This is a genomic window from Saccharopolyspora sp. NPDC002578 (genome assembly GCF_053592695.1).
Genome location: NZ_JBSFWJ010000013.1, coordinates 15,918 through 35,316 on the forward strand (window position 1 = coordinate 15,918; position 19,399 = coordinate 35,316).

Sequence of the window (19,399 nt, forward strand, 5' to 3'; positions counted from 1 at the left end):
CGGAGAGCGACCCGCGCGGTGCGGCGGGCGGCGCGATCAGCCACAGATTAGCCCCGGTGCCTCGGCGTCGAACCGGCGTTCTCTCCAGCGAACGTCCATCAACCGGTAACGCGGCGACGGTCGGGGCGGCTCGGTTCCCTCACGCGTGGGCCGGCCGTCACCGCAGGTGGCCGGCACGCCGCACTTCGCCCGCGGGTGGTACTCCGGCGATCTCGTCGGGTACCCGCTCCACCAGTGAATCCTCTTGCTGCCAACCGAAGAACTCCCGGTAGCAGGACACCTGGTGGTCCAGCATGTGCCGTCCGTGGTGCACCACGAGGCCGCGGGCCGCCGCAGCGCGCAGCAGCGCCGTCTCCGGAGGGCTCATGATGATGTCGGCCACGACCGAACCCGCCGCCAACCGCTCCGGATCCAGCGGCAGCGGATCACCGGGCCGCATGCCCAGCGGCGTAGCGTTGATCACCAGGTCGGCTTCGCGCAGCGCGGACGCGGTGCCTGCGCGGGCCCGTCCCGGCCATGCGGAGCACAGCCGGTCCACCAGCCCTCCGCGCCTCGCACCGTCCACGTCGGACACGACCGTCTCCGCCGCACCGGCGTCGAGCACGGCCGCGGCGATGGCGCTGCCCGCGCCTCCCGCACCGACGATCCCCACCTGCAGTCCGGCCGGTTCATGTCCGGCGGCCCGCAGCCCCCGCACGAACCCGATCCCGTCGAAGTTGTCCGCCAGCCATCCGCCCTCCGGACGGCGGCGCAGTGCGTTCGCCGCCCCCACCAGCCCGGCCATCGGCCCCAGTTCCGCCGCGACACCGCAGATCGCCGCCTTGTGCGGAACCGTCACCAGCAACCCGTCCACGTTCCCGGCCCGAGCCAGCCCCTCGACCACGGCGGCGAGGTCGGGCGCGGACACCCGGATCGGGACCAGGACCGCGTCGAACCCCGCCAGCAGCGGATTGAGCAGGGCCGGGGCTCGCACTTGACCGATCGGATCGCCCAGGACCCCGTACAGCCGGGTGTTGCCCGAAATCGACATGCGACGACCCTCCCGTGGAAATCGACGGCGCCGCCGGAACCAGCATGGTGCTCGGATCCGGCTGCTCCTCCGTCTACCAGCGATCCGGCGGGAGACCCGGCCCGCAGGGCCGCCTTCTGCGCCGCCGGGCGGAATTCAGGGGTGACCAGGGGGGTCGAAGGGGATGTCCGGCGCGTTCAATGACCTGGTGCCACGAGCGACGAGCCGTGTCGACGCCCGGCCCCGCGTGCCGTTCAACGCCGGGAGGACTCCCATGCCACTGCTCGCGATCGACATCGGCGGGACCAAGGTCGCGCTGCGCTCGACCGGAGGACCCGTCCGGTACGACGACGTGGTCCGGTGGCCGACGAGCGCGAGCCTGGACGAGGACCTGTCACTGCTCCGCGCGGCGGTCGCCGGAGCGCTCGACGCCACCGGCACCCCGGCGGGTGCCGGCATCGCGTTTCCCGCAACAGTGGACCCGTCCGGCACCGTCACCAGCTGGCCGAACCGACCGAGCTGGGTCGGGCTGGACTGGACGGGCCTGCTCGCCGAGCTCTTCCCCGGAACGCGGGTGCGCACCGCGGACGACGGGGACCTGGCCGCGCTCGCCGAAGCCCACCACGCGGGATGCGCCGACGCCTTGTACTTCGGCGTGGGCACCGGCGTCGGCGGCGGAGCGGTGCTGGACGGGCGTCTCGTCCCCGGAGCACGACGTGGCTCCTGCGAGATAGGACACCTGGTCATCGCCACCGGAGCAGGCCCGCGGTGCGGTTGCGGGCGCCGCGGATGCCTGCAATCGATCGCGTCCGGACCGGCGATGCTGCGCCGGGCCGGGGAACTGCGCGGCGAACCGGTCGAGTTCGACGATCTTCGGGCCGCCTGGCTGGACGGGCAACCGTGGGCTCGCCGAACCGTGCACGACGGCTGCGCCGCCCTGGCCGCCGCCGCGGTAGGCGTGAGCGAACTGCTGCACCCCGACGTCGTGCTCGTCGGGGGCGGTTTCGCCGCCGGGATGCCGGGATTCACCGAATCCGTGGCGGACCAGGTCGCCGCGCTGGCGCGCCCCGGGCATCCGACGCCACCGGTCGCCGCGGCGACGCTCGGCGCGAGGTCGTCACTGATGGGTGCTCTGCTGCTCGCGGAGCAGGACGGGTGATCCCCTTTCCGGGGCGGTAGCAGACCCGATGTGCGGCCGGTTCCGAGTCGCCGTTCTCGCCGAGAAGACCATCGCCGCCGACACCCGGCCGTCGCGACATCCGCGGCCGAGCGCACCGCCTCAGACCGGCTCGGTCGCGCCGCGGTCGTGCAGTCGCAGGGCGAAGTGCAGGTCGTAGCGGACCGACGGGCCGTGCAGCAGGGACCGTTCGAGCAACCGCTCGATGCGCACGATCCGCTTGCGCACCGCCGGAACCGACAGGCCCAGGGTGCGCGCCGCCTGCTCCAGCCGGGCCCCGCCGCCCAGCCACGCGCGGAGCGTGTCGAGCAGGTGCTCCTCGGCGTGGTGCAGCGGTTCGAGCTGCCGCGCCGTCCAGGCCCGGACCGCGTCGGTCTCCAGCAGGTCCGGGAGGTCCGCCTCGTCGGGTTCGGCGGGCGGTTCGGCGGACCGGGCGGCCAAGCGCAGCGCCAAGTGCAGCCGAGCCTGGGTGGGCAGGTCCCGCACGTCGCAGTCGAGGATGCGGTCGAGCTGCGCCAACCTCGACGTCAGCGTGTTGCGGTGGATCTTGAGCTGGCGGGTGGCGCTGGTGCCGAGGGTCAGCCACGACCCCAGCGTCAGCTCCAAGGTCGCCGCGTCCGGGTCCTGGGTGCGGGCGGGAACGAACGCGCGCAGCGGCGCCAGGACCCGCGTGGCCCAGCCCTCCCCCTCCGGTCCGACGATCGCGGCGAGGCTCTCCTGGAAGGCGAACAGCTCGAAGGAACCGGCCCCGCCGCGAGCCGCGGCCAGCGCGTGGAAGCCCTGCTCGTAAGCGACCCCGACTTCGCGCAGCGACACGACCCGGCTCACGCCCACCCGGATCCGCTCCTGCCCGGCGACGACCCCGCGCACCAGGTCCGCCACGGCGTCGGCGGGGCGGTGGCGTTCGTGCTCGCCCGCGGGAACCAGCGCGATCAGGTGCTTGACGTACACCGGGCAGTGCACGATCCACGCCCGGCCGCCGGTGAGGCGCGCGATCCGCGCCGCGAGCGAATCCCGATCGGCCTTGTCCGCTTCGATCACGTAGAGCGTGAGGAACGCGGGCAGCCGCGGGGTGAGGGTGCTCGCGACCCGCTGGGCGCTGTCGGTGTGCCCCATCAGCAGCAGGTGGATCACGACCTCGCGGATCGCGGTGGCGGCCTGGCCGACGCGCTGCGCGGCCCGCAGCGCCTCGTCGGAATGCCAGCGCATCGACAGCAGCCGGGCCGCGTCCGCGATGAGCCGGTCGACGCCCTGGTAGGCCGCCGCCCGCGCCGAGATCAGCAGGATCGGCGCGTCCGCGCCGAGGGCCTGCGCGGAGATCAGCCGGTCGTCGTGGTGCACCGCCGCGGAATGCGCCTGGCCCGTCCGGATCCGGTCCAGGTCGGGCGCGATCGCGGCCACGGCGGCCGGATTCACGGGCGGGCCTTCCGCGACCGGTTCGCCCGCGGCGTCGACCAGCGCCGCCTCACCGCGCACGGCGTCGGCTACCCGGCGCAGCAGCAGTCTCGTGCCGTCGGGGCTCAACGCGTCGTGGTGCAAACGGCGGAGCCGTTCGGCGTCACCGTCCGGTTCAGTGGGTGGGGTCCGCTGCTGCACGGCAGTCGACCTTATCGGCCGTGCACGAGACGTGGCGCGATCGGCCCTGGACAGCGCAATGCCACGCTGGCATATTCCAATCGGCGCGATCTCTCATTCACGCAGCAATTTATTACCGGATTCCCGGTCGGCTGGGCAAGATGAAACTTCCCGCGAAGTGGATCAAGCTCTAATCTTGGTCCTTCGCAGGGGGCATCGAGTTCGGGCGACCTGGGGGCGCCCGAACTCGGTCAACGACAGCCTCGCTCCGATCGCGAGCGGGCCGGTACTTCACGCGGCAGGCGGGACCCTCCCCGGACTCGCCTGCCGCGTGGAGATCAATGCACCGAGATCAGGCCGAGCGCGAACCCGGCCGCGATCACGACCAGCGACACCAGCAACGCCCACTTGATGGCGAACCGGTGCTGGTCACCCAGATCCACCTTCGCCAGCCCGATCAGCACGTACATCGCGGGCACCAGCGGGCTGAGCATGTGGATCGGCTGGCCCAGCAACGAGGCCCGCGCGACCTCCATCGCCGAAATCCCGTGCTGCGCCGCCGTTTCCGCGAGGATCGGCACCACGCCGAAGTAGAACGCGTCGTTGCTCATGAAGAACGTGAACGGGATGCTCAGCACCGCGATCACGATGCTGAAGTACGGGAACAGCGCGTCCGGCATGCCGTGCAGCAGGTACTGCGCCATCTGCTCGATCATCCCGGTGCCCGAGAGCACCCCGGTGAACACCGCGGCGGCGAACACCATCGACACCACCGCGACCACGCTGTCCGCGTGCGAGGCGATGCGCGCCGCCTGCTCCTTGATGCTCGGGTAGTTCACGATCAGCGCGATCCCGGTGCCGATCATGAACAGCACCGCGATGGGCAGCACACCGACGATCAGCGCGACCAGCAGCGCCGCGGTCAGCGCCGCGTTGAACCAGATCAGCTTCGGCCGCAGGCTCTCGCGGTCCGGGGCCAGCACGTCGAAGTCCCCGCCGATGCCCGGCGCGTCGGCGGCATCGGACTCCGATCCGCCCAGGCCGCCGCCGCCCGCGCCCACACCGGCCGGCACCGGTTCGGCGCTGCGCGCCCGCAGCTTCGCCCGCTCCCGCAGACCGAGCACGTAGGCGATCACGAACACCGCCACCAGTCCGGCACCCAGCGCCGGGATCATCGGCACGAACATCTCCTGCGGATCCAGGCGCAGCACGCTCGCCGCCCGCGCCGCCGGACCGCCCCACGGGACGATGTTGAGGATGGCGTTGGTCATGCAGGCCAAGCCGGTCATCAGCACCGGGCTGACCTCCAGCTTGCGGTAGATCGGCAGCAGCGCCGACACCGTGATCATGAACGTCGTGGTGCCGTCGCCGTCGAGCGAGACCACGGCGACCAGCGCCACCGTTCCCATGATCAGCTTCAGCGGGTCGTTGCCGGTGAGCCGGACGACCACCCGCGCCACCGGGTCGAACAACCCCGCGTCGATCATGATTCCGAAGTAGAGGATGGCGAACATCAGCATCGCCGCGGTCGGCGCCAGCGAGGTGATGCCCTCGGTGACCATGTCGCCCAGATCAGGGGCGAAACCGGCTATCACCGCGAAGATCGCCGGAATGACGATCAGCGCGACCATCGGGGCCAGCCGCTTGCTCATCACCAGATAGAGAAAGACCGCCACCATTGCCAACCCGAGCAACGCGATCAACGCACTACCCCCCTTCGAACCACGACGTGGCCCACGTAACACCGTTGTTTCATTTCGCGGAACCGTAGGTGCTGCACGCCCGGGGCGGGAGGGTTGCGGATGTTGTACGCCTATTCCGCGTTCGGCGCGTTCTGCTCGTTCTGCTCACCGCCCGCAGCCGCGCGTCCCGGCCGCGCCGAAACGGCTGGGTAGGGTCGCGGCATGTCCCGCCGCCCCATGCGGTTCGCCCGGCAGGTGCTCGCGTTGCAGATCGGGCTGATCGTCCTGGTCACCGGCATCGGTTTCGCGATCGCCGCCGCCCTGCTCGACCGCGGTCTCGTCGAGCAGTACGGGCAGCGCGCGCTCGGCGTGGCGCGCTCGGTCGCCGCCGACGACGAACTCGCCCGCGGCGTCACCGACCCCGCGCTGCACCCGCTGGTCGCGGCGAAGGCCGAACGCGTCCGAGCCGCCACCGGTGCGCTGTTCATCGTCGTCACCGACAGCCGCGGAGTCCGGCTCTCACACCCCGTTCCGGAGAAGATCGGCGACCCCGTCAGCACCGACCCCTCGGCGGCGCTCACCGGGCGCGAAGCGGTCAACGTGCAGCGCGGCACGCTCGGGTGGTCCGCGCGCGGGAAGGTGCCGCTGCGCACCGCCGACGGCACCGTCGTCGGGCAGGTCAGCGTCGGCTTCGACGCCCACGAGATCGACACCGCCTTCCTGCGCCTGCTGGGCACCTCCGCCGGGCTGGCCGCGGGCGCGCTGCTGCTCGGCGTCGCCGGTGCCGCGCTGCTCACCAGACTGCTCAAGCGGCGCACGCTCGGCCTCGAACCGCACGAACTCGCCGAGCTGGTGCGGCAGCGCGAAGCGGTGCTCTACGGGATCGGCGAAGGAGTGCTCGCCCTCGACGCCGACGAACGGGTCACGGTGTGCAACGCGGAGACCGAACGGCTGCTGGGCCGCCCCGTCGAACCGGGCACCTCGGTCCGCGACCTGGACCTGCCGCCCCGTCTGCGCTCCGCGCTGCTGGCGCGGCGGCCGGTCGACAACCTGATCACGGTGACCGCGGACCGCGTGCTCGTCGTGCACCACCGCCCGGTGCTCCGCGAGGGCGTCGACCTCGGCGCGGTGGTGACCTTGCGCGACCGCACCGACCTGGACAAGCTCACCCGCGAACTGGACGCGGTGCGCGGCACCGCCGACGTGCTGCGGGCGCAGCGCCACGAGTTCACCAACCGGCTGCACGCGCTGTCCGGCCTGTTGCAGACCGGGCACCGCCAGGAAGCCGAGGACTACCTGCAAGCGCTGTTCAGCGGCTCGATCGCCGGGCTGGGGCCGGCGGCCGACGCGGTGCGGGATTCCTACCTGGTGTCCTTCCTCGGAGCGAAGAAGGCCGCCGCCGGGGAGAAGGACGTGACCCTGGAACTCGGCGAGACCAGCTGGGTCGCCACCGGCGTGGTCGCGCCGGTCGAAGTGACCACGGTGCTCGGCAACCTCGTCGACAACGCCTGCGACGCCGCCCGCTCCGGGCGCACCCGGCCGGCCGTGGTGGAGGTCGATCTGCTCTCCGACGGCACCGCCCTGCACCTGTCGGTGCTCGACAGCGGCGACGGCGTGCCCGCCGCGATTCGTGACGAGGTGTTCACCGAAGGAACGTCCACGAAAGGCGGCGAGGGCCACGGCATCGGCCTCGCGCTGGCCCGGCAGGCTGCGCACAGCCTCGGCGGCGAGGTCCGGCTCGCCGACCCCGGCGGCGCGGGCCGGGGCGCGCTGTTCGTGGCCCGGCTGCCCGGCGCGCTGGCCGCGACCGGCGAAACCACCGAACAGGAGACGAAGCGATGATCCGGGTACTCGTCGTCGAGGACGACTTCCGCGTGGCGCAGGTGCACGCCGAGTTCACCGACCGGGTGCGCGGCTTCCGCACCGTCGGCATCGCGCACTCCGCGGCCGAAGCCCGCGACCTCCTGGCCGAGCACCGGCCGGAACTGGTCCTGCTGGACAACTACCTGCCGGACGGGCCGGGCATCGCGCTGCTCGCCGAACTGGACGTCGACGCCATCATGCTCACCGCCGCGTCCGACCCCGCGTCGGTGCGCGCCGCGCTCGCCGCCGGAGCGCTCAACTACCTGGTGAAACCGTTCACCGCCCACCAGCTGAAGGACCGGCTCACCGCCTACGCGCACTACCGGTCCCGGCTGCCCGCCACCGACGGCGCCGTCGACCAGGAGGAGATCGACCGGGCCATGCGGTCGCTGCGGGAAGGCGATCGGCCCGGTTCGCCCAAGGGCCAGTCCAGCATCACCACGAAGCTGATCACCGACGCGCTGCGCAGCGCCACCGCACCGAGATCCGCCTCCGAGGTCGCCGACGAGCTCGGCATCGCCCGCGCCACCGCGCAGCGCTACCTCGCCGGACTCGCCCAGGACGGCAAGGTGACCATGACGCTGCGATACGGAGCCAGCGGGAGACCTGAGCACCAGTACGAACTCGACGGCTGACTCACCTCACGGCCGGGGCGCCCGAAGTGCGCGGGGATCGACTCGCTCAAGCCGGTGGCCGCTTCAGCGGTGTCGCCGCCGGCAGGACGACGATCGACAACGCCGCCCTCCTGGAACGCGACAAGATCGAAGGTGGCTGAGGTGCGCCCGTGCACGGCGACCGGCGGTCAGCTGCGGTGGTGCACCCCTGCGCCGGCGAGGTGGTAATCGCGCATCACGTGCAGCATCGCGTGCAACGAGAGGTCGCCGGGGTGGCGCAGGCGGGCCTTCTCGGACGCGCACAGCGCGGTCGCCGGATTCATGCCCAGCGCGCGCATCCAGCCGACGAAATCCGGGTGCGGCATCGTGCCCTCGGCGGCGTTCGGGCTCAGCTCCAGCACGGCCTCCAGCACCGGCAGCAGCATCCGGTTGAACGCCGCCTCGCCCTGCTCGAACAGGAGGTCTTCGCAGGCCTGGTGGAAGCGGTCGCGACTGATCTCCGCTCCGGCCCCGGCCACGAGCGCGATCTGCTCGAACAACCAGCACAGCGAATTGCGCAATCGGCTGGTGTCCATCGTGGACCCCGATCGGAATTCGCGGACCACGCGATCCGCCTCCGCCGCCCAGTCGCACCGTTGCAGCACGGCGTTTCCCGTCAGGCTCCGCACCGCGGCTCGCGGCTCGCATCTGCGACTCATCACGACATGCACCATGACCCCCACCATTTCTCCCCCTGCATTCGGAACGAGGCTGCGACGCTCGACTCATTCGGTCGCCGATGTACCCCCCGGCAGCGCTTCCAGGAATGTGCGGAAGGAATCAGGATCGACACCGAACGGTCCTTGCAATGGGTGCATCAGTTGCACCGAGAGGTAAATGGTGAATCCGAGGGTCAACGTCAGCAGCGCCATGGTCACCACGTTGGCCGGACGAGCGCTCAACCCGACCAGCAACGGAAACACGATCATGAGCACCGCGCCGAGGATGCTGCCCACGAGCAGCACCACGTTGAAGCTCTGGTCGTCGGTTGCCACGTCGACCCGTTCCCGGTGCCCCTCGTCGATCTGGCGCACGTCGGCGAGCACCTGCTCCCGCGCCGACTTCTGCACCTCGGTGTCGGCGGGCAGCGCGATCGCCTCCGCCCGCAACCCGACGAGCAGGCGGTCCGCCTCCGCGTCGCCGCGCCCCTGGCCCAGCGCCGCCCACTCGTGCTCGGCGACCCGGTGCGCGTACTGCTCGGCCAGCGAGCGGATCGACGCGGCCTGCTCCGCCGGAACCGCGCTGACCTGCCAATACGCATCGTTGAGCGCATTGACCTCTTGCTGCGCCGCCTTGTCGACGTCGTCGCCGTTCTGCCACGCGAACACGATGTAGAACGCCAGCAGCACGGTGAACAGCGCGTTGAGCACGCCGCCCACGAAGGACTGCGAGTCGGAGTCGGAGCCGCCGGCGGCGACCGCTTCACGCCGGGCGCCCAGCAAGGTGACCGCGGCGACGGCCGCGGTGAGCAACACCAGCACCAGAAGAATGAGGAAGATCACGAGAAGTCCGTTCCTGACGGCACGACCGGGCGAGGTCGATTTGTGCTGTGCGATGGCCGGGACCGGGCCGCGCGAAATGGCGCGCCCGAAGGGGAACGAATCCGGAGTTCGGCTGCTATCTCCGGTCCGCCGCGAAGAACCCTACCCGCCACGCTGCGTTAAAAGGAGGAACTTTCCAAGCGTCAGGCGCAAAATTCACCGAATAGGGTGATCTTGAACGATTCCCGAAACGGATAACTCATCTCGACCATTCCGCGCAGTTCGACAAAATTCCCACATCTCCGCTGGTCAGCAGGCCAATTAGGCCAATGTGGACTTTCCACGAAGAGCACTCGGGGTTCGAATTCGCAGTGCTACGGTTTTCCCGGCCGCCGATAAGGACCTGCCGTCTCCGGTCATTCCGCTGCTTTCCACGTGCCCGAGGGGGTGAGATGTTGCGGAAGCAATCCATTCTGAACCGATGCGCCCCGCGCCGAGCGGCCGCACGGCGTTCCGCCGTGCTGTCGTGCTGCGGGCTGGCCCTGCTGATCCCGCTGCTGACGTCCGCGTACGTCCCGCCGCACCCGGGCGCTCCGGCGCCCGGAGAGCACGTCGGAGAGCACGAGAGCGGGTGGCCGATCGAGCACCCCTCGCTGTCGCTGCGCACCGAGGTCGCGCCCGCCGTCGCGCGGCCCGGTGACCCGATCACGCAGACCGCCGTCGTCGGCAACACCGGCGACACCACGCTCGCCGGTGTCGTCGTGACCCTGGATTCCGGCCCCTGCCACGAAGTTCTCGGCCACCTCCGGCCCGGAGCGACGGAAACCGCCTCGTGCTCCGGTACGGCGCCCGCGCACGGCCGGGTGTCGGCGCGCGCGGTAGGCATGAGCCACGGCGGCCTGCCCGTCGTCGAGCGCGCCACCGCGGAGATCGCCGAATCACCGCCCGAGCCCGAACCGCCCGCACCGAAACGGCCCTCGGTCGCGCTGGAGATCCTGCCCGCGCGTGCCGGATCGGTGCCGGTGCGGGTGCGCAACACCTCGACCGTCCCGCTGCTGGGAGTCGAGGTCACCGGCGAGCCGCCCGCGTGCCGGCGCACGCTCGGCACGCTGGAACCGGGTCGCTCGGTCACCTACACCTGCCGGGCGGCTCCCGGCGAGACGGTGCGCCTCGCGGTCTCCGCCCGGTCGCTGGCGGGCGAGGTCACCGCCGCCGACGCACTGGTCGTGCCCCCGCTGCCCCCTGCGCCGCCTGCCGCCGAACCGTCCCCGCCCGCCGAACGGCCGCCACCGGCGGCGCGTCCGGTCCCGCCGCCGCTCGACGAGACCCGGGTGGAGCTCGCGGATTCCGGCGGGCCGCGCGAATCCCCCGCCCAGACCGCCGGATTCATCGCGGTCCTCGGCGTGCTCGTGATGATGGTCAGCGTCGGCGCGCTGTCGTCGGCGACCCGAGCGGGCCGGTGACCTACGGCCCGGGACGCGGCGACGCGCTCGTCCCGGGTGCAACCCCGCCACTCCCCGATCGGGTGCCACCGGCGGGAATTCCCCCACACAGAACAGGAATCGCACCATGCGCTCGACCGCACGTCTACTGGTGGCCGCGACGGCCGCGATCCTGGCCGCCGGCTTCCCCGCGGCCACGGCGGCCGCCGCCTCCAGCGGCCAAGTCCTGATCTTCAGCACCGAGCTCGAACCGGTGACGACCTACGACACGCCGAACGGGTGCTACCGGGCCCCCCTCACCGCGCACGTGCTGATCAACGAGACGGACTCGCCCGTTCGCATCTACGGCGATCCGTTCTGCATGACGGCGTCCCTCGTCGTCGCCCCCGGCCACGGAGCGCACGTGCCCCCGGGCACCGGCAGCTTCCAGGCCTGACCCGACCGTCCCCGCAGGACCGGAACCAGCATCGGACGAGGAGTCGGATGATGTCTGTTGATCTCGTGGTGGCCGGACTCGGCTACGTCGGCCTGCCGCTGGCGTCCGCCGCCTGCTCCGCAGGCGTGACCACGGTCGGGCTGGACGTGTCCGACGAGGTCGTGGCCGGGTTGAACGCGGGCCGGTCCCACGTCGGGGACGTGCCGGAGGCGGCCGTGGCCGAGATGGTCGCCGCCGGGTTCACCGCGACCACCGACCCGGCGGTGCTGGCCACCGCGGACACCGTGGTGCTGTGCGTGCCCACCGGTCTGTCCGCCTCCGGCGATCCGGACCTGAGCGCCGTGCGGGCCGCGGCCGGGACCGTCGCCGCCCGGCTGCGCGCCGGAACCCTGGTGGTCCTGGAGTCCACCAGTCATCCCGGCACCACCGAGGAGGTCGTGCGGCCGATCCTCGAACGGGGCAGCGGACTGCGCGTCGGCGAGGACTTCCACCTGGTGTACTCGCCGGAGCGGATCGATCCGGGCAACGAGCGGTTCTCGATGCACAACACCCCGAAAATCATCAGCGGTTGCACCCCGCTGTGCGCCAAGTACGGCGTCGCCTTCTACGGCCGGTTCGTCGAATCCCTCGTGGTCTCCCGCGGGACCAGGGAGGCCGAGATGGCGAAGCTCCTGGAGAACAGCTACCGGTACGTGAACATCGCGCTGGTGAACGAGGTCGCGCTGTTCTGCGACCGGATGGGCATCGACGTGTGGGACGTGCTGCACTGCGCGGGCACCAAGCCCTTCGGGTTCGCGCCGTTCCAGCCGGGCCCCGGCGTCGGCGGCCACTGCATTCCGATCGACCCGCGCTACCTGGAGAGCAAGGCGCGCAGCGCCGGGTTCACCTTCGACACGTTGTCGGCCGCTCGCGCCGTGAACGAACGCATGCCTTCGCACGTGGTGCTTCGGGCGGCCGCGCTGCTCGCCGAGCGGGGCGCGGCGCTCGCGGGTTCGCGGGTCCTGCTGCTGGGCGTGGCCTACAAGCCCGACGTCGCCGACACCCGCGAGTCGCCCGCGTACCCGATCGCCCGCGAACTGCTCGCCCGCGGCGCCCGCGTTTCGTTCCACGACCCGGAGGTCGCCGAGTTCGAAGTGGACGGTCGCCCGATCCGCAAGGAGCACCCGCTCCCGGAGGCGTTGGCCGACGCGGATCTCGTCGTCCTGCTGCAGGACCACTCCTGCTACGACCTCGTCGAGATCTCCAGCACTGGTCGCGCGCTGCTGGACACCCGAGGGAAGTCCGCCGGTGGCTCGGTGACGCTGCTCTGACCCACCCCCGCCCCGGCGCGTCGGTGCACCCCGGCGCACCGGAACCGATCTTGCGCGAGGACTTCGGTCTCGCGCGGGCCGTCCGCTGCCGTCCGGTCGCGGGCGGAGCACCATTTCACCAACGAATCATCAAGGAGGATGGCCATGACCGCGGCTATCGCTAACGACCGCCTGCGCAAGCGCTTCGCCAAGTGGGACTTGGACGGCAGTGGCCGTCTGGAGCGCTCGGACTTCGAGAAGGAAGCCGTGCAGATCGCCCAGGCCTTCGGCACGCAGGTCGACAGCGCCGAGGCCCAGTCGGTCCAGGACGCGCTCACCGGCATGTTCGAGTACCTGGCCGTCGAGGCCGGGACCACGGCCGGCGGTTCGCTGTCGGAGGACGACTTCCTGCGCGTCACCCAGAAGCTGATCTTCGAGGACGGCGAGGAGCAGTTCAACCGCGTGCTCGGCCCGCTGGTGCGCAGCATCGTCGGCCTGTGCGACAAGAACAACGACGGCAAGATCGACGCGACGGAGTTCGCCTCCTGGCTCAACGCCGTCGGCGTCGACCGCTCGCAGGCCGCGGAGGCGTTCGTCAACGTGGACACCGACGCCAACGGTGAGCTCACCGTGGACGAGCTGCTCGCCGCCGTGCGCAACTTCCACTTCGGTCGGCTGGACGTCGAACTGCTGGGCTGATCCGCCCCCGGCGAACGAACGGCCGGTGACCTTCCCCCAGAAGGTCACCGGCCGTTCGGCTGCGGCGGCGTCAGACGCGGACGGACGCCTGGTCGAAGGCGAGGGCCGTTTCCGGTTCCAGGCCGATCTCCTCGCCGGTGCACGGGATCGAGGTCCGCACGAGGATGTTGTAGTGGTTCGGGTAGTGGCAGGCGTCGAAGCCGAGCACGGTGCCCACCAGCCGGTCTCCGATCCGGAGCTCGTCGCCGCGGTCGAGCACCCCGGCGCTGCCGAACTCGGCGAAGCCGAGGAACCCGACCCGGTCGATGCGGGACCCGGTGGCGGTGTCGCCGTGGTCGGTGGTGACCAGCTCGTGCACCTCGCCCGCCCTGATGCAGCGGCTCAGGTGCGGTTCGAGGGACATGCCCCGGTCATCCCGGCGGTGCCGGAGCACCTTCACGACGGTGGCCCGCAGGCCCCGCTTGCGCCCGTCTTCGTGCGGGTTCATGACAGGCCCTCCCATTCCGGTGCGGTGTCGAGGAATTCGGTGCGGTAGACCGCGTCGACCAGTTCCAGCGCGGCGAGCCCGCCGTCGGGCCGCCGGGCCGCGCCCGCGCCGCCCGCGTCGAGCACCGTCGCGAAGTCCTCCAAGATTCCGACGTACTCGTGCCACAGCGAGGCCTTGAACCCGCGGTGCCCGTGCAGCACGTCCGCGCGGTGCACGGTGCCGTCGGCGCAGCGGACCTCGACGTCCTTGGTCTCGCCCGGGTGGGACCAGTCGAGTTCGACGACGGCGGGCACGCCGGTGGCGGACCGCAGTCCGAGCACGGCCTGCCGGTCGATCCCGTGCTCGTCCCTGACCACGGACACCCCGGTCGGTTCGACGTCGCCGAGGAACAACCGCACCAGGTCGAAGGCGTTCGGTCCGTTGTCGGCGACGCAGCCACCGCCGCAGCGGTCCGGGTCGAGGTACCAGGTGTCGCCGCCGATGTGCTCCTCGATGCGCTCCAGGTAGCGCACCACCAGCGATTCGACCGGACCGCGCTCGCGCAGTTCGTCGACCAACCGCAGCACGTTGTCGTTGTAGCGGCGGTGGAACGCGGTGAACAGCGGGGTTCGCTCGGTGGCGAGTTCGGTGAGCGCGCGGGCCTCGTCCAGGTCGATGCCGAGGGGTTTCTCCACGCACACCGGCACTCCCGCCAGCAGCGCGTCGCGGCAGATCCGGGCGTGCACGTCGTTGGGCACCACGACGATCACGGCGTCCAGCGCGACGGTGGCGAGCAGGTCGCGGTGGTCGAGGAAACCGGGTACGTGCCCGCGGTGCACGGCCAGCGCCGAGCGGCGCACGTCGCACACGGCGACGAGTTCCCAACCGGGGAGCTCGTCGATCGCGGCCAGGTAGTACTTCGAGATCGTGCCGAGGCCGATCACGGCGACGCGGCGCGCGGTCTCCGGGTTCGTCATCGCGCACCTCCGCCGGTGTCGGGCAGGCCGAGCTCGACCAGTTCCCGGTGCAGGCGCGGCCGCAGCGGCACCCCGTCCCGGCGACGGCGGGCGGCCAGTTCCGCCTCGTGCCAGCCGGGGTAGCGGACCGCGTCGCCGGAGGCGGCGGGCGGGCAGTCCAGCAGCGTGCCGAACAGGCTGCGCGCGTCGGCGGCGAACTCCCCTTCCGGGCGCAGCAGGTCCGGGGCTATCGCCAGCACGAAGTAGCCGATGTCGTCGTCGCGGCCGTGCGGTCCGCCGTCGCCGTGCAGCGCCTCCGGGGCAGGGCCGAGCCCGGCTCCCGGCAGCAGCGCGGACAGCAGTTCTACGACGAGGCCGAGCCCGAACCCCTTGTGGGAGCCGGTGTCCGGGTCGCCGCCGAGCCAGCGCAGGTGCGCGGTGCCCCGGTCGAACTCCGCCGGGTCGGTGACCGCGGCGCCGGTGTCGTCGGTCAGCCAGCCCGCCGGCACGCGCTCACCGCTGCTCGCCGCGACGCGCACCTTCCCGGTGGGTACGACGGTGGTGCTCATGTCGAGGACGAACGGGTGGTCGTCGAGGGCGGGAGCGGCGACGCTGAGCGGGTTGGTGCCCAGCATCGTCAGCGCACCCAGCGGCGGGCGGGCGATGCGCTGGCCGCCGCAGTTGCTCGCGACGATCCCGATCATGCCGCGGTCGGCGACGCGGGCGGCGTGGAACCCGGCGCAGCCGAAGTGCGTGCCGCCCCGTACCGACACCATTCCGATGCCGTGCTCGGCGGCGCGTTCCGCGGCGGAGTCCGCGGCTTCGGCCGCGGCCCACAACCCGAGCGCACGGCGGGCGTCCACGACGGCGCACGCGCCCAGGTCGGTCAGCGCGCGGGGCTGGGCGGCGGGATCGATCCGCCCGGACTTCAGCAACGGCAGGTACAACCGGGCGAGGTTGAACAGGCCGTGCGAGTCGAATCCGCACAGATCGCCGTAGCACAGCGCGTCGGCCGCGAGGTGCGCTCGGCGATCAGGTATCCCGTGCTCGGCGAACACGCGCGCGGTGAACGCGTGCAGGTCCGCGTGGGACACCGTCGTTCGATCCCCGGAGTGTGCGATCTCCGGCAGCAGTGTCATCAGGTGGTCTCCTCCCCGGCACCCCGGTGGTGCCGCTCGGTGAACTCGGTGAGCAACGACGCCACCGCGCGGGCGAAGGCCCGCAGTTCGGCGACGTCGGCGTATTCGCCTTCGGCGTGGGCGTGGTTGGTCTCCAGCGAACCCGGCCCCAGCACGGCCGTGGCGGTGTCCGGGACGCCGTGCATCCAGATGGCGTCGCAGGTGAACGCGGGCAGCTCGTCCGGCCAGCGGGCGAGGCCGGCGGCGGCGAACAGCTCCCGCGCCCAGGCGGGCGAGTCGTCCAGGCAGGGCAGGCCGCGCTTGAGCCAGTCGACGTGCACGATCTCGGCGGCGTCGGCGGCGGTGCGGGCGAATTCCCTGGTGCGACCGAAGATCTCGGTGAACTCGCGCACCCCGGAGCGCACCGCCGCCCGCAGCGCCCGCTCGGCCTCGGCTCCTTCCGCCGCGGTGGCGTAGGACAGGTTCAGCAGCAGGTTCCCGCTGCCGTAGACCCGGTTGTGCTGCTCGCCCGTGCGCACCCCGGCGACGCAACACCGGCCCGGCCGCTCCCGCGGGTCGAGGTGGCGCGCCAGGTGCTGCGCGAGGAAGCCCAGCAGCACCGTCGCGTTGTGCCCGGCCGAGGGTTCGTCGTCGATGGCACCGCGGCCGTCGACCCGGACCCGCGCGGTCATCGAGGCGGTCGCCCGCGGCAAGTACCGCAGGCCGGTGGGTTCGCAGAACACGTTGAGGCGCCCGAAGAATCCGGCTTCGACCAGCGGCCGGGTGCCGTAGGTGCCCATCGCGCCGCCCTCCTCGCCGGAGACGATCTGCACCAGCACCCCGACGTCGCGCCCGAGCGCCGGATTCGCGGCGGCTGCCGTGCGGATGCCCGCCAGCAGCGCCACCGCGGGTCCCTTCGCGTCGATCGACCCGCGCCCGGTGATCCGTTCCGCAGAGCACGTGACGGGTTCGATCCCGGCCACCGTGTCCAGGTGGGCGTTGAACATGACCGTGCGCTCCGGCGGCAGCTCCGGGCCGAGCCGCAGCACCAGGCTCGGCTGCTCGGCCAGGAAGTCCGCGCTACCCGCCGCGGCCCGGACGGTGCGGGGCACGTCGTCGCGGTCCAGGACCGCCGGGTCGGGCGCGGCGTGGTGCGCGGTGCGGAACCCGATCGCCGCCGCCGCTCGGGCGTAGGCGCGCTGCGCCTGCCACATCCGAGCGGGCGGCTCCACCGATTCCAGCGGGTTCACCGTCGGCAGCAGCAACAGGTCCCGCAGCAGCTCCCGATCCGCCGCGCCGAACGGGTCGGCGGACATCAGGACCGGCCGCGTGCCGATGCCCCCGCCGCGTACGGCGCGAGCAGCTCCCCCAGCATCCGCTCCAGCGCCCGTCCGGCGTCGACGAACCGGTCGGCGGCGGAAGCATCGGCCTGCTCGCCGTCGTGCGGGCGGGCCACCAGGTGCGGCTCCAGCGAGAAGCTGCCCGCGTACCCGGAGTTCAGCAGCAACCGCAGGCAGTCGGCGACCCGCGCCTCGCCGTCCCCCGGCCGCACGTAAGTGGCCGCGCCGGGGCCACCGGTCGCGTCCTTCACGTGCACGTGCGCGACGTGCCCGGCGAGCGGGCGCAGCAGTTCGAGCGCGTCGTAGCCGTGGTCGACGCCGTTGCCGGTGTCGAACAGCAGCCGCAGCGACGGGGCCTCCGCCAGCAGCCGCAGCGCGCGGTCGGGGTCGGCGGCGGCCCAGCCCGCGCAGTTCTCGTGCAGCAGCGTGATGCCGTGCTCGGTGGCGCGTTCCGCGAGCCGGGCGACGCGTTCCCGCGCGCGGGCGCCCCATTCGGCTTCGGCGAGCCCGTCGTTCGGGTAGGACATGATCCGCACGTAGCGGGTGCCGAACGCACCGCACTGCCCGGCGAGCACGTCGAGTTCGCGCAGGTCCGCGTCGAACGGGGCGGTGATCGGACGCGCCCAGTTGCCGATCCGGGAAGCCAGGCACACCACGTCGAGGCCGGCGGCGCTCACCTGGCGCACCGTGCGCCGCAGGTCGTGCGCGGACAGGTCGGCGAGCGCGACGCCGTCCACCGCTCGCAGTTCGATACCGGGCCAGCCGAGCCTGCGCATCGCGGCGAGCTGCCCGGTGAGGTCCACGGCGGCCTCGTCGCCGATTCCGGCGAGCGCGGGCCGCAGGTCACCCTGCATGATCTGGAGTCCTCCTCCGCTGTCGAACGGGGCCGGTGAGGTTCCGGCAGTGCTGTTTCGCCGCCCACAGCAGGCGGATCACGTCGCACTGCAGCGCGAAGCGATCGTCGGCGGCGGGGTCGGCGACCGGTCCGGTGGAGTGGAACCGGCGGTAGGCGCGCAGCGTGAACTCGGTGAGCGCGTCGTCGGGGAACACCGACCACTGCTCGTCCGGTCCGTGCACGCTCAGCTGCGCGTGGTGGTCCTGGTCGCTGAGCGGGTAGTGCCCGATCGCCGTTCCGCGCTCGAATTCGAGCGCGACGCGGCGTTCCCGCACCGGGGCGGTCAGGTCGGAGACGATGTCGGTGCGCACGCCCCGGTGGTGGTCCAGGGTGAGCCGCGCGCCGCCCATGCCGGGCAGCACGCGGTCCTCGAAGCGCATGTCGGTGCACGCCGCGTCGAGCAGGTCGGCGGGGCCCGCGAGCCGCAGGGCCACGCCGAGCGCGTGCGGGATCTCCACGTCGAACGCGGTCGGGTGCCCCTGGGTCGAGATGGAGTGCGTGAAGCGCGGTTTGTGCTGGTGGAACGAGAGGGAGCGCAGTTCCCCCAGCGCCCGCCCGTCGACGAGCTCGGCGATCCTGCGGGTGAGCTCGGCGTCCAGCCAGTGCGCGACCACCGCGAGCCGCATGCCGTGCTCGGTGCGGATCCGGTTGATCTCGGCCAGTCCGGCGAGGTCCGCTGCGAGCGGTTTCTCCACGATGACCTGGCGGAAGCCGAGTTCGGCGAGTTCCGCGAGCAGCGCGGGCCGGTCCAGCGGCGGGGTGCACAGGTGGACCACGGTGCGCGCCGGCGGCACGAGTCCGGCGGCGGCGCGCACCGACTCCGCCACGGTCACCCCGGTCAGGGCGCGCCGGGCGCGGGGCTCCGGGTCGCAGGCGATGATCGGGCCGGGGCGGAACAGGTCGCGGTCGAGTTCCCGCGCTTGGGCCAGGACGCGCAGGTGCAGTCCCGCCCCGGCGCGCCCGAGCCCGACCACGAGTGAATGCAACATCGTGCTCCGTTGATCTGTGGGACTTCCGCGGTGGCATTTCCGCGACGACTCGGTTTTCTCCGTCGTCGTCGTGACCGATGCACCGTTCGGCGGAACCGCCGTGGCGCGGTCCTTTGAGGACGGATACCGGGCGGATTCGCGCAATGGATCGCCCGCCGACCGGAATGGTCATCGGCGAACGAGTCCGGCATGCCGAACGGAAGACTAGCGATTTCACCGAACCCGACCGAAACCGGGTCCGACGACTCCGATCCGATGATCACCGAAAAGGATGAAAATCACTTGTGATCATGCGACGGACTTCCGGGCCGAGACGCCGTTGGGCTAGG

General features: G+C 71.9%; 18 protein-coding genes. 7 read left to right on the forward strand and 11 right to left on the reverse strand.

The window, feature by feature from the left end; genetic code table 11:
- Positions 1-157 precede the first annotated feature (157 nt).
- A complete protein-coding gene (locus tag ACWD38_RS09035; RefSeq protein WP_450123781.1) occupies positions 158-1,030 on the reverse strand; it encodes a shikimate dehydrogenase family protein in 873 nt (290 codons plus the stop codon).
- Positions 1,031-1,283: 253 nt separating this feature from the next.
- On the opposite strand from ACWD38_RS09035, the gene ACWD38_RS09040 reads away from it, so the two are divergent.
- Complete coding sequence (locus ACWD38_RS09040) at positions 1,284-2,168, forward strand: ROK family protein (RefSeq protein ID WP_450123782.1); 885 nt, start codon at positions 1,284-1,286, stop codon at positions 2,166-2,168.
- Positions 2,169-2,288: 120 nt separating this feature from the next.
- On the opposite strand, the gene ACWD38_RS09045 is transcribed toward ACWD38_RS09040, so the two are convergent.
- Complete coding sequence (locus tag ACWD38_RS09045; RefSeq protein WP_450123783.1) at positions 2,289-3,782, reverse strand: helix-turn-helix domain-containing protein; 1,494 nt, start codon at positions 3,780-3,782, stop codon at positions 2,289-2,291.
- A gap of 317 nt (positions 3,783-4,099) precedes the next feature.
- Positions 4,100-5,506 carry a CitMHS family transporter gene (locus ACWD38_RS09050; protein WP_450123784.1) on the reverse strand — a complete coding sequence of 469 codons (1,407 nt, stop codon included), beginning with the start codon at positions 5,504-5,506 and terminating at the stop codon, positions 4,100-4,102.
- A 159-nt stretch (positions 5,507-5,665) separates the two neighbouring features.
- Between ACWD38_RS09050 and ACWD38_RS09055 the strand changes: the two genes are divergently transcribed.
- Both ACWD38_RS09055 and ACWD38_RS09060 read left to right on the forward strand, forming a co-directional pair.
- The gene (locus ACWD38_RS09055; RefSeq protein WP_450123785.1) at positions 5,666-7,285 is read left to right on the forward strand and encodes a sensor histidine kinase; all 1,620 of its coding nucleotides are present in this window, start codon (positions 5,666-5,668) and stop codon (positions 7,283-7,285) included.
- Positions 7,282-7,941, forward strand: a complete 660-nt coding sequence (locus tag ACWD38_RS09060; RefSeq protein ID WP_450123786.1) for a response regulator — start codon at positions 7,282-7,284, stop codon at positions 7,939-7,941. The genes ACWD38_RS09055 and ACWD38_RS09060 overlap by 4 nt, the downstream gene beginning before the upstream one ends.
- Before the next feature lie 167 nt (positions 7,942-8,108).
- On the opposite strand, the gene ACWD38_RS09065 is transcribed toward ACWD38_RS09060, so the two are convergent.
- Together ACWD38_RS09065 and ACWD38_RS09070 are read right to left on the reverse strand one after the other, a co-directional pair.
- The gene (locus tag ACWD38_RS09065; RefSeq protein WP_450123787.1) at positions 8,109-8,495 is read right to left on the reverse strand and encodes a hypothetical protein; all 387 of its coding nucleotides are present in this window, start codon (positions 8,493-8,495) and stop codon (positions 8,109-8,111) included.
- A 189-nt stretch (positions 8,496-8,684) separates the two neighbouring features.
- A complete protein-coding gene (locus ACWD38_RS09070; RefSeq protein WP_450123788.1) occupies positions 8,685-9,461 on the reverse strand; it encodes a bestrophin-like domain in 777 nt (258 codons plus the stop codon).
- A 431-nt stretch (positions 9,462-9,892) separates the two neighbouring features.
- Between ACWD38_RS09070 and ACWD38_RS09075 the strand changes: the two genes are divergently transcribed.
- From ACWD38_RS09075 to ACWD38_RS09090, 4 genes are all read left to right on the forward strand, one after another.
- Positions 9,893-10,903 carry a hypothetical protein gene (locus ACWD38_RS09075; protein WP_450123789.1) on the forward strand — a complete coding sequence of 337 codons (1,011 nt, stop codon included), beginning with the start codon at positions 9,893-9,895 and terminating at the stop codon, positions 10,901-10,903.
- 106 nt (positions 10,904-11,009) lie between these two features.
- On the forward strand, positions 11,010-11,318 hold the full coding sequence (locus tag ACWD38_RS09080) for a hypothetical protein (protein WP_184479454.1): 309 nt from the start codon (positions 11,010-11,012) through the stop codon (positions 11,316-11,318).
- 50 nt (positions 11,319-11,368) lie between these two features.
- On the forward strand, positions 11,369-12,628 hold the full coding sequence (locus ACWD38_RS09085; RefSeq protein ID WP_450123790.1) for a nucleotide sugar dehydrogenase: 1,260 nt from the start codon (positions 11,369-11,371) through the stop codon (positions 12,626-12,628).
- Between the two features lie 144 nt (positions 12,629-12,772).
- The gene (locus ACWD38_RS09090; RefSeq protein ID WP_450123791.1) at positions 12,773-13,306 is read left to right on the forward strand and encodes an EF-hand domain-containing protein; all 534 of its coding nucleotides are present in this window, start codon (positions 12,773-12,775) and stop codon (positions 13,304-13,306) included.
- Between the two features lie 70 nt (positions 13,307-13,376).
- Here ACWD38_RS09090 and ACWD38_RS09095 read toward each other — a convergent pair whose 3' ends face one another.
- Genes ACWD38_RS09095 through ACWD38_RS09120 form a run of 6 tightly spaced genes read right to left on the reverse strand, consistent with a single transcriptional unit; the run spans position 13,377 to position 19,070 of the window.
- Positions 13,377-13,793, reverse strand: coding sequence for a DUF6917 domain-containing protein (locus tag ACWD38_RS09095; protein WP_184479457.1), 417 nt, complete (start codon positions 13,791-13,793; stop codon positions 13,377-13,379).
- Entirely contained in the window at positions 13,790-14,749 is a 960-nt protein-coding gene (locus tag ACWD38_RS09100) for a Gfo/Idh/MocA family protein (protein WP_184479458.1), read from the reverse strand. The genes ACWD38_RS09095 and ACWD38_RS09100 overlap by 4 nt, the downstream gene beginning before the upstream one ends.
- The gene (locus ACWD38_RS09105) at positions 14,746-15,867 is read right to left on the reverse strand and encodes an Ldh family oxidoreductase (protein WP_450123792.1); all 1,122 of its coding nucleotides are present in this window, start codon (positions 15,865-15,867) and stop codon (positions 14,746-14,748) included. Before ACWD38_RS09105 ends, ACWD38_RS09100 begins: the two co-directional genes overlap by 4 nt.
- Positions 15,867-17,162, reverse strand: a complete 1,296-nt coding sequence (locus ACWD38_RS09110) for a M20/M25/M40 family metallo-hydrolase (RefSeq protein WP_184479460.1) — start codon at positions 17,160-17,162, stop codon at positions 15,867-15,869. The genes ACWD38_RS09105 and ACWD38_RS09110 overlap by 1 nt, the downstream gene beginning before the upstream one ends.
- Entirely contained in the window at positions 17,162-18,040 is an 879-nt protein-coding gene (locus tag ACWD38_RS09115) for a sugar phosphate isomerase/epimerase family protein (RefSeq protein WP_450123793.1), read from the reverse strand. Before ACWD38_RS09115 ends, ACWD38_RS09110 begins: the two co-directional genes overlap by 1 nt.
- Positions 18,030-19,070 (reverse strand): Gfo/Idh/MocA family oxidoreductase, encoded by a 1,041-nt coding sequence (locus ACWD38_RS09120; RefSeq protein ID WP_184479462.1) that lies wholly within the window; start codon positions 19,068-19,070, stop codon positions 18,030-18,032. Before ACWD38_RS09120 ends, ACWD38_RS09115 begins: the two co-directional genes overlap by 11 nt.
- Positions 19,071-19,399 lie beyond the last annotated feature (329 nt).

Coding starts and splice junctions, on each gene's coding strand:
- ACWD38_RS09035 (WP_450123781.1), bottom strand. CDS start 1,030: ATGTCGATTTCGGGCAACACCCGGCTGTACGGGGTCCTGGGCGATCCG.
- ACWD38_RS09040 (WP_450123782.1), top strand. CDS start 1,284: ATGCCACTGCTCGCGATCGACATCGGCGGGACCAAGGTCGCGCTGCGC.
- ACWD38_RS09055 (WP_450123785.1), top strand. CDS start 5,666: ATGTCCCGCCGCCCCATGCGGTTCGCCCGGCAGGTGCTCGCGTTGCAG.
- ACWD38_RS09060 (WP_450123786.1), top strand. CDS start 7,282: ATGATCCGGGTACTCGTCGTCGAGGACGACTTCCGCGTGGCGCAGGTG.
- ACWD38_RS09065 (WP_450123787.1), bottom strand. CDS start 8,495: ATGGACACCAGCCGATTGCGCAATTCGCTGTGCTGGTTGTTCGAGCAG.
- ACWD38_RS09075 (WP_450123789.1), top strand. CDS start 9,893: ATGTTGCGGAAGCAATCCATTCTGAACCGATGCGCCCCGCGCCGAGCG.
- ACWD38_RS09080 (WP_184479454.1), top strand. CDS start 11,010: ATGCGCTCGACCGCACGTCTACTGGTGGCCGCGACGGCCGCGATCCTG.
- ACWD38_RS09085 (WP_450123790.1), top strand. CDS start 11,369: ATGTCTGTTGATCTCGTGGTGGCCGGACTCGGCTACGTCGGCCTGCCG.
- ACWD38_RS09090 (WP_450123791.1), top strand. CDS start 12,773: ATGACCGCGGCTATCGCTAACGACCGCCTGCGCAAGCGCTTCGCCAAG.
- ACWD38_RS09095 (WP_184479457.1), bottom strand. CDS start 13,793: ATGAACCCGCACGAAGACGGGCGCAAGCGGGGCCTGCGGGCCACCGTC.
- ACWD38_RS09100 (WP_184479458.1), bottom strand. CDS start 14,749: ATGACGAACCCGGAGACCGCGCGCCGCGTCGCCGTGATCGGCCTCGGC.
- ACWD38_RS09105 (WP_450123792.1), bottom strand. CDS start 15,867: ATGACACTGCTGCCGGAGATCGCACACTCCGGGGATCGAACGACGGTG.
- ACWD38_RS09110 (WP_184479460.1), bottom strand. CDS start 17,162: ATGTCCGCCGACCCGTTCGGCGCGGCGGATCGGGAGCTGCTGCGGGAC.
- ACWD38_RS09115 (WP_450123793.1), bottom strand. CDS start 18,040: ATGCAGGGTGACCTGCGGCCCGCGCTCGCCGGAATCGGCGACGAGGCC.
- ACWD38_RS09120 (WP_184479462.1), bottom strand. CDS start 19,070: ATGTTGCATTCACTCGTGGTCGGGCTCGGGCGCGCCGGGGCGGGACTG.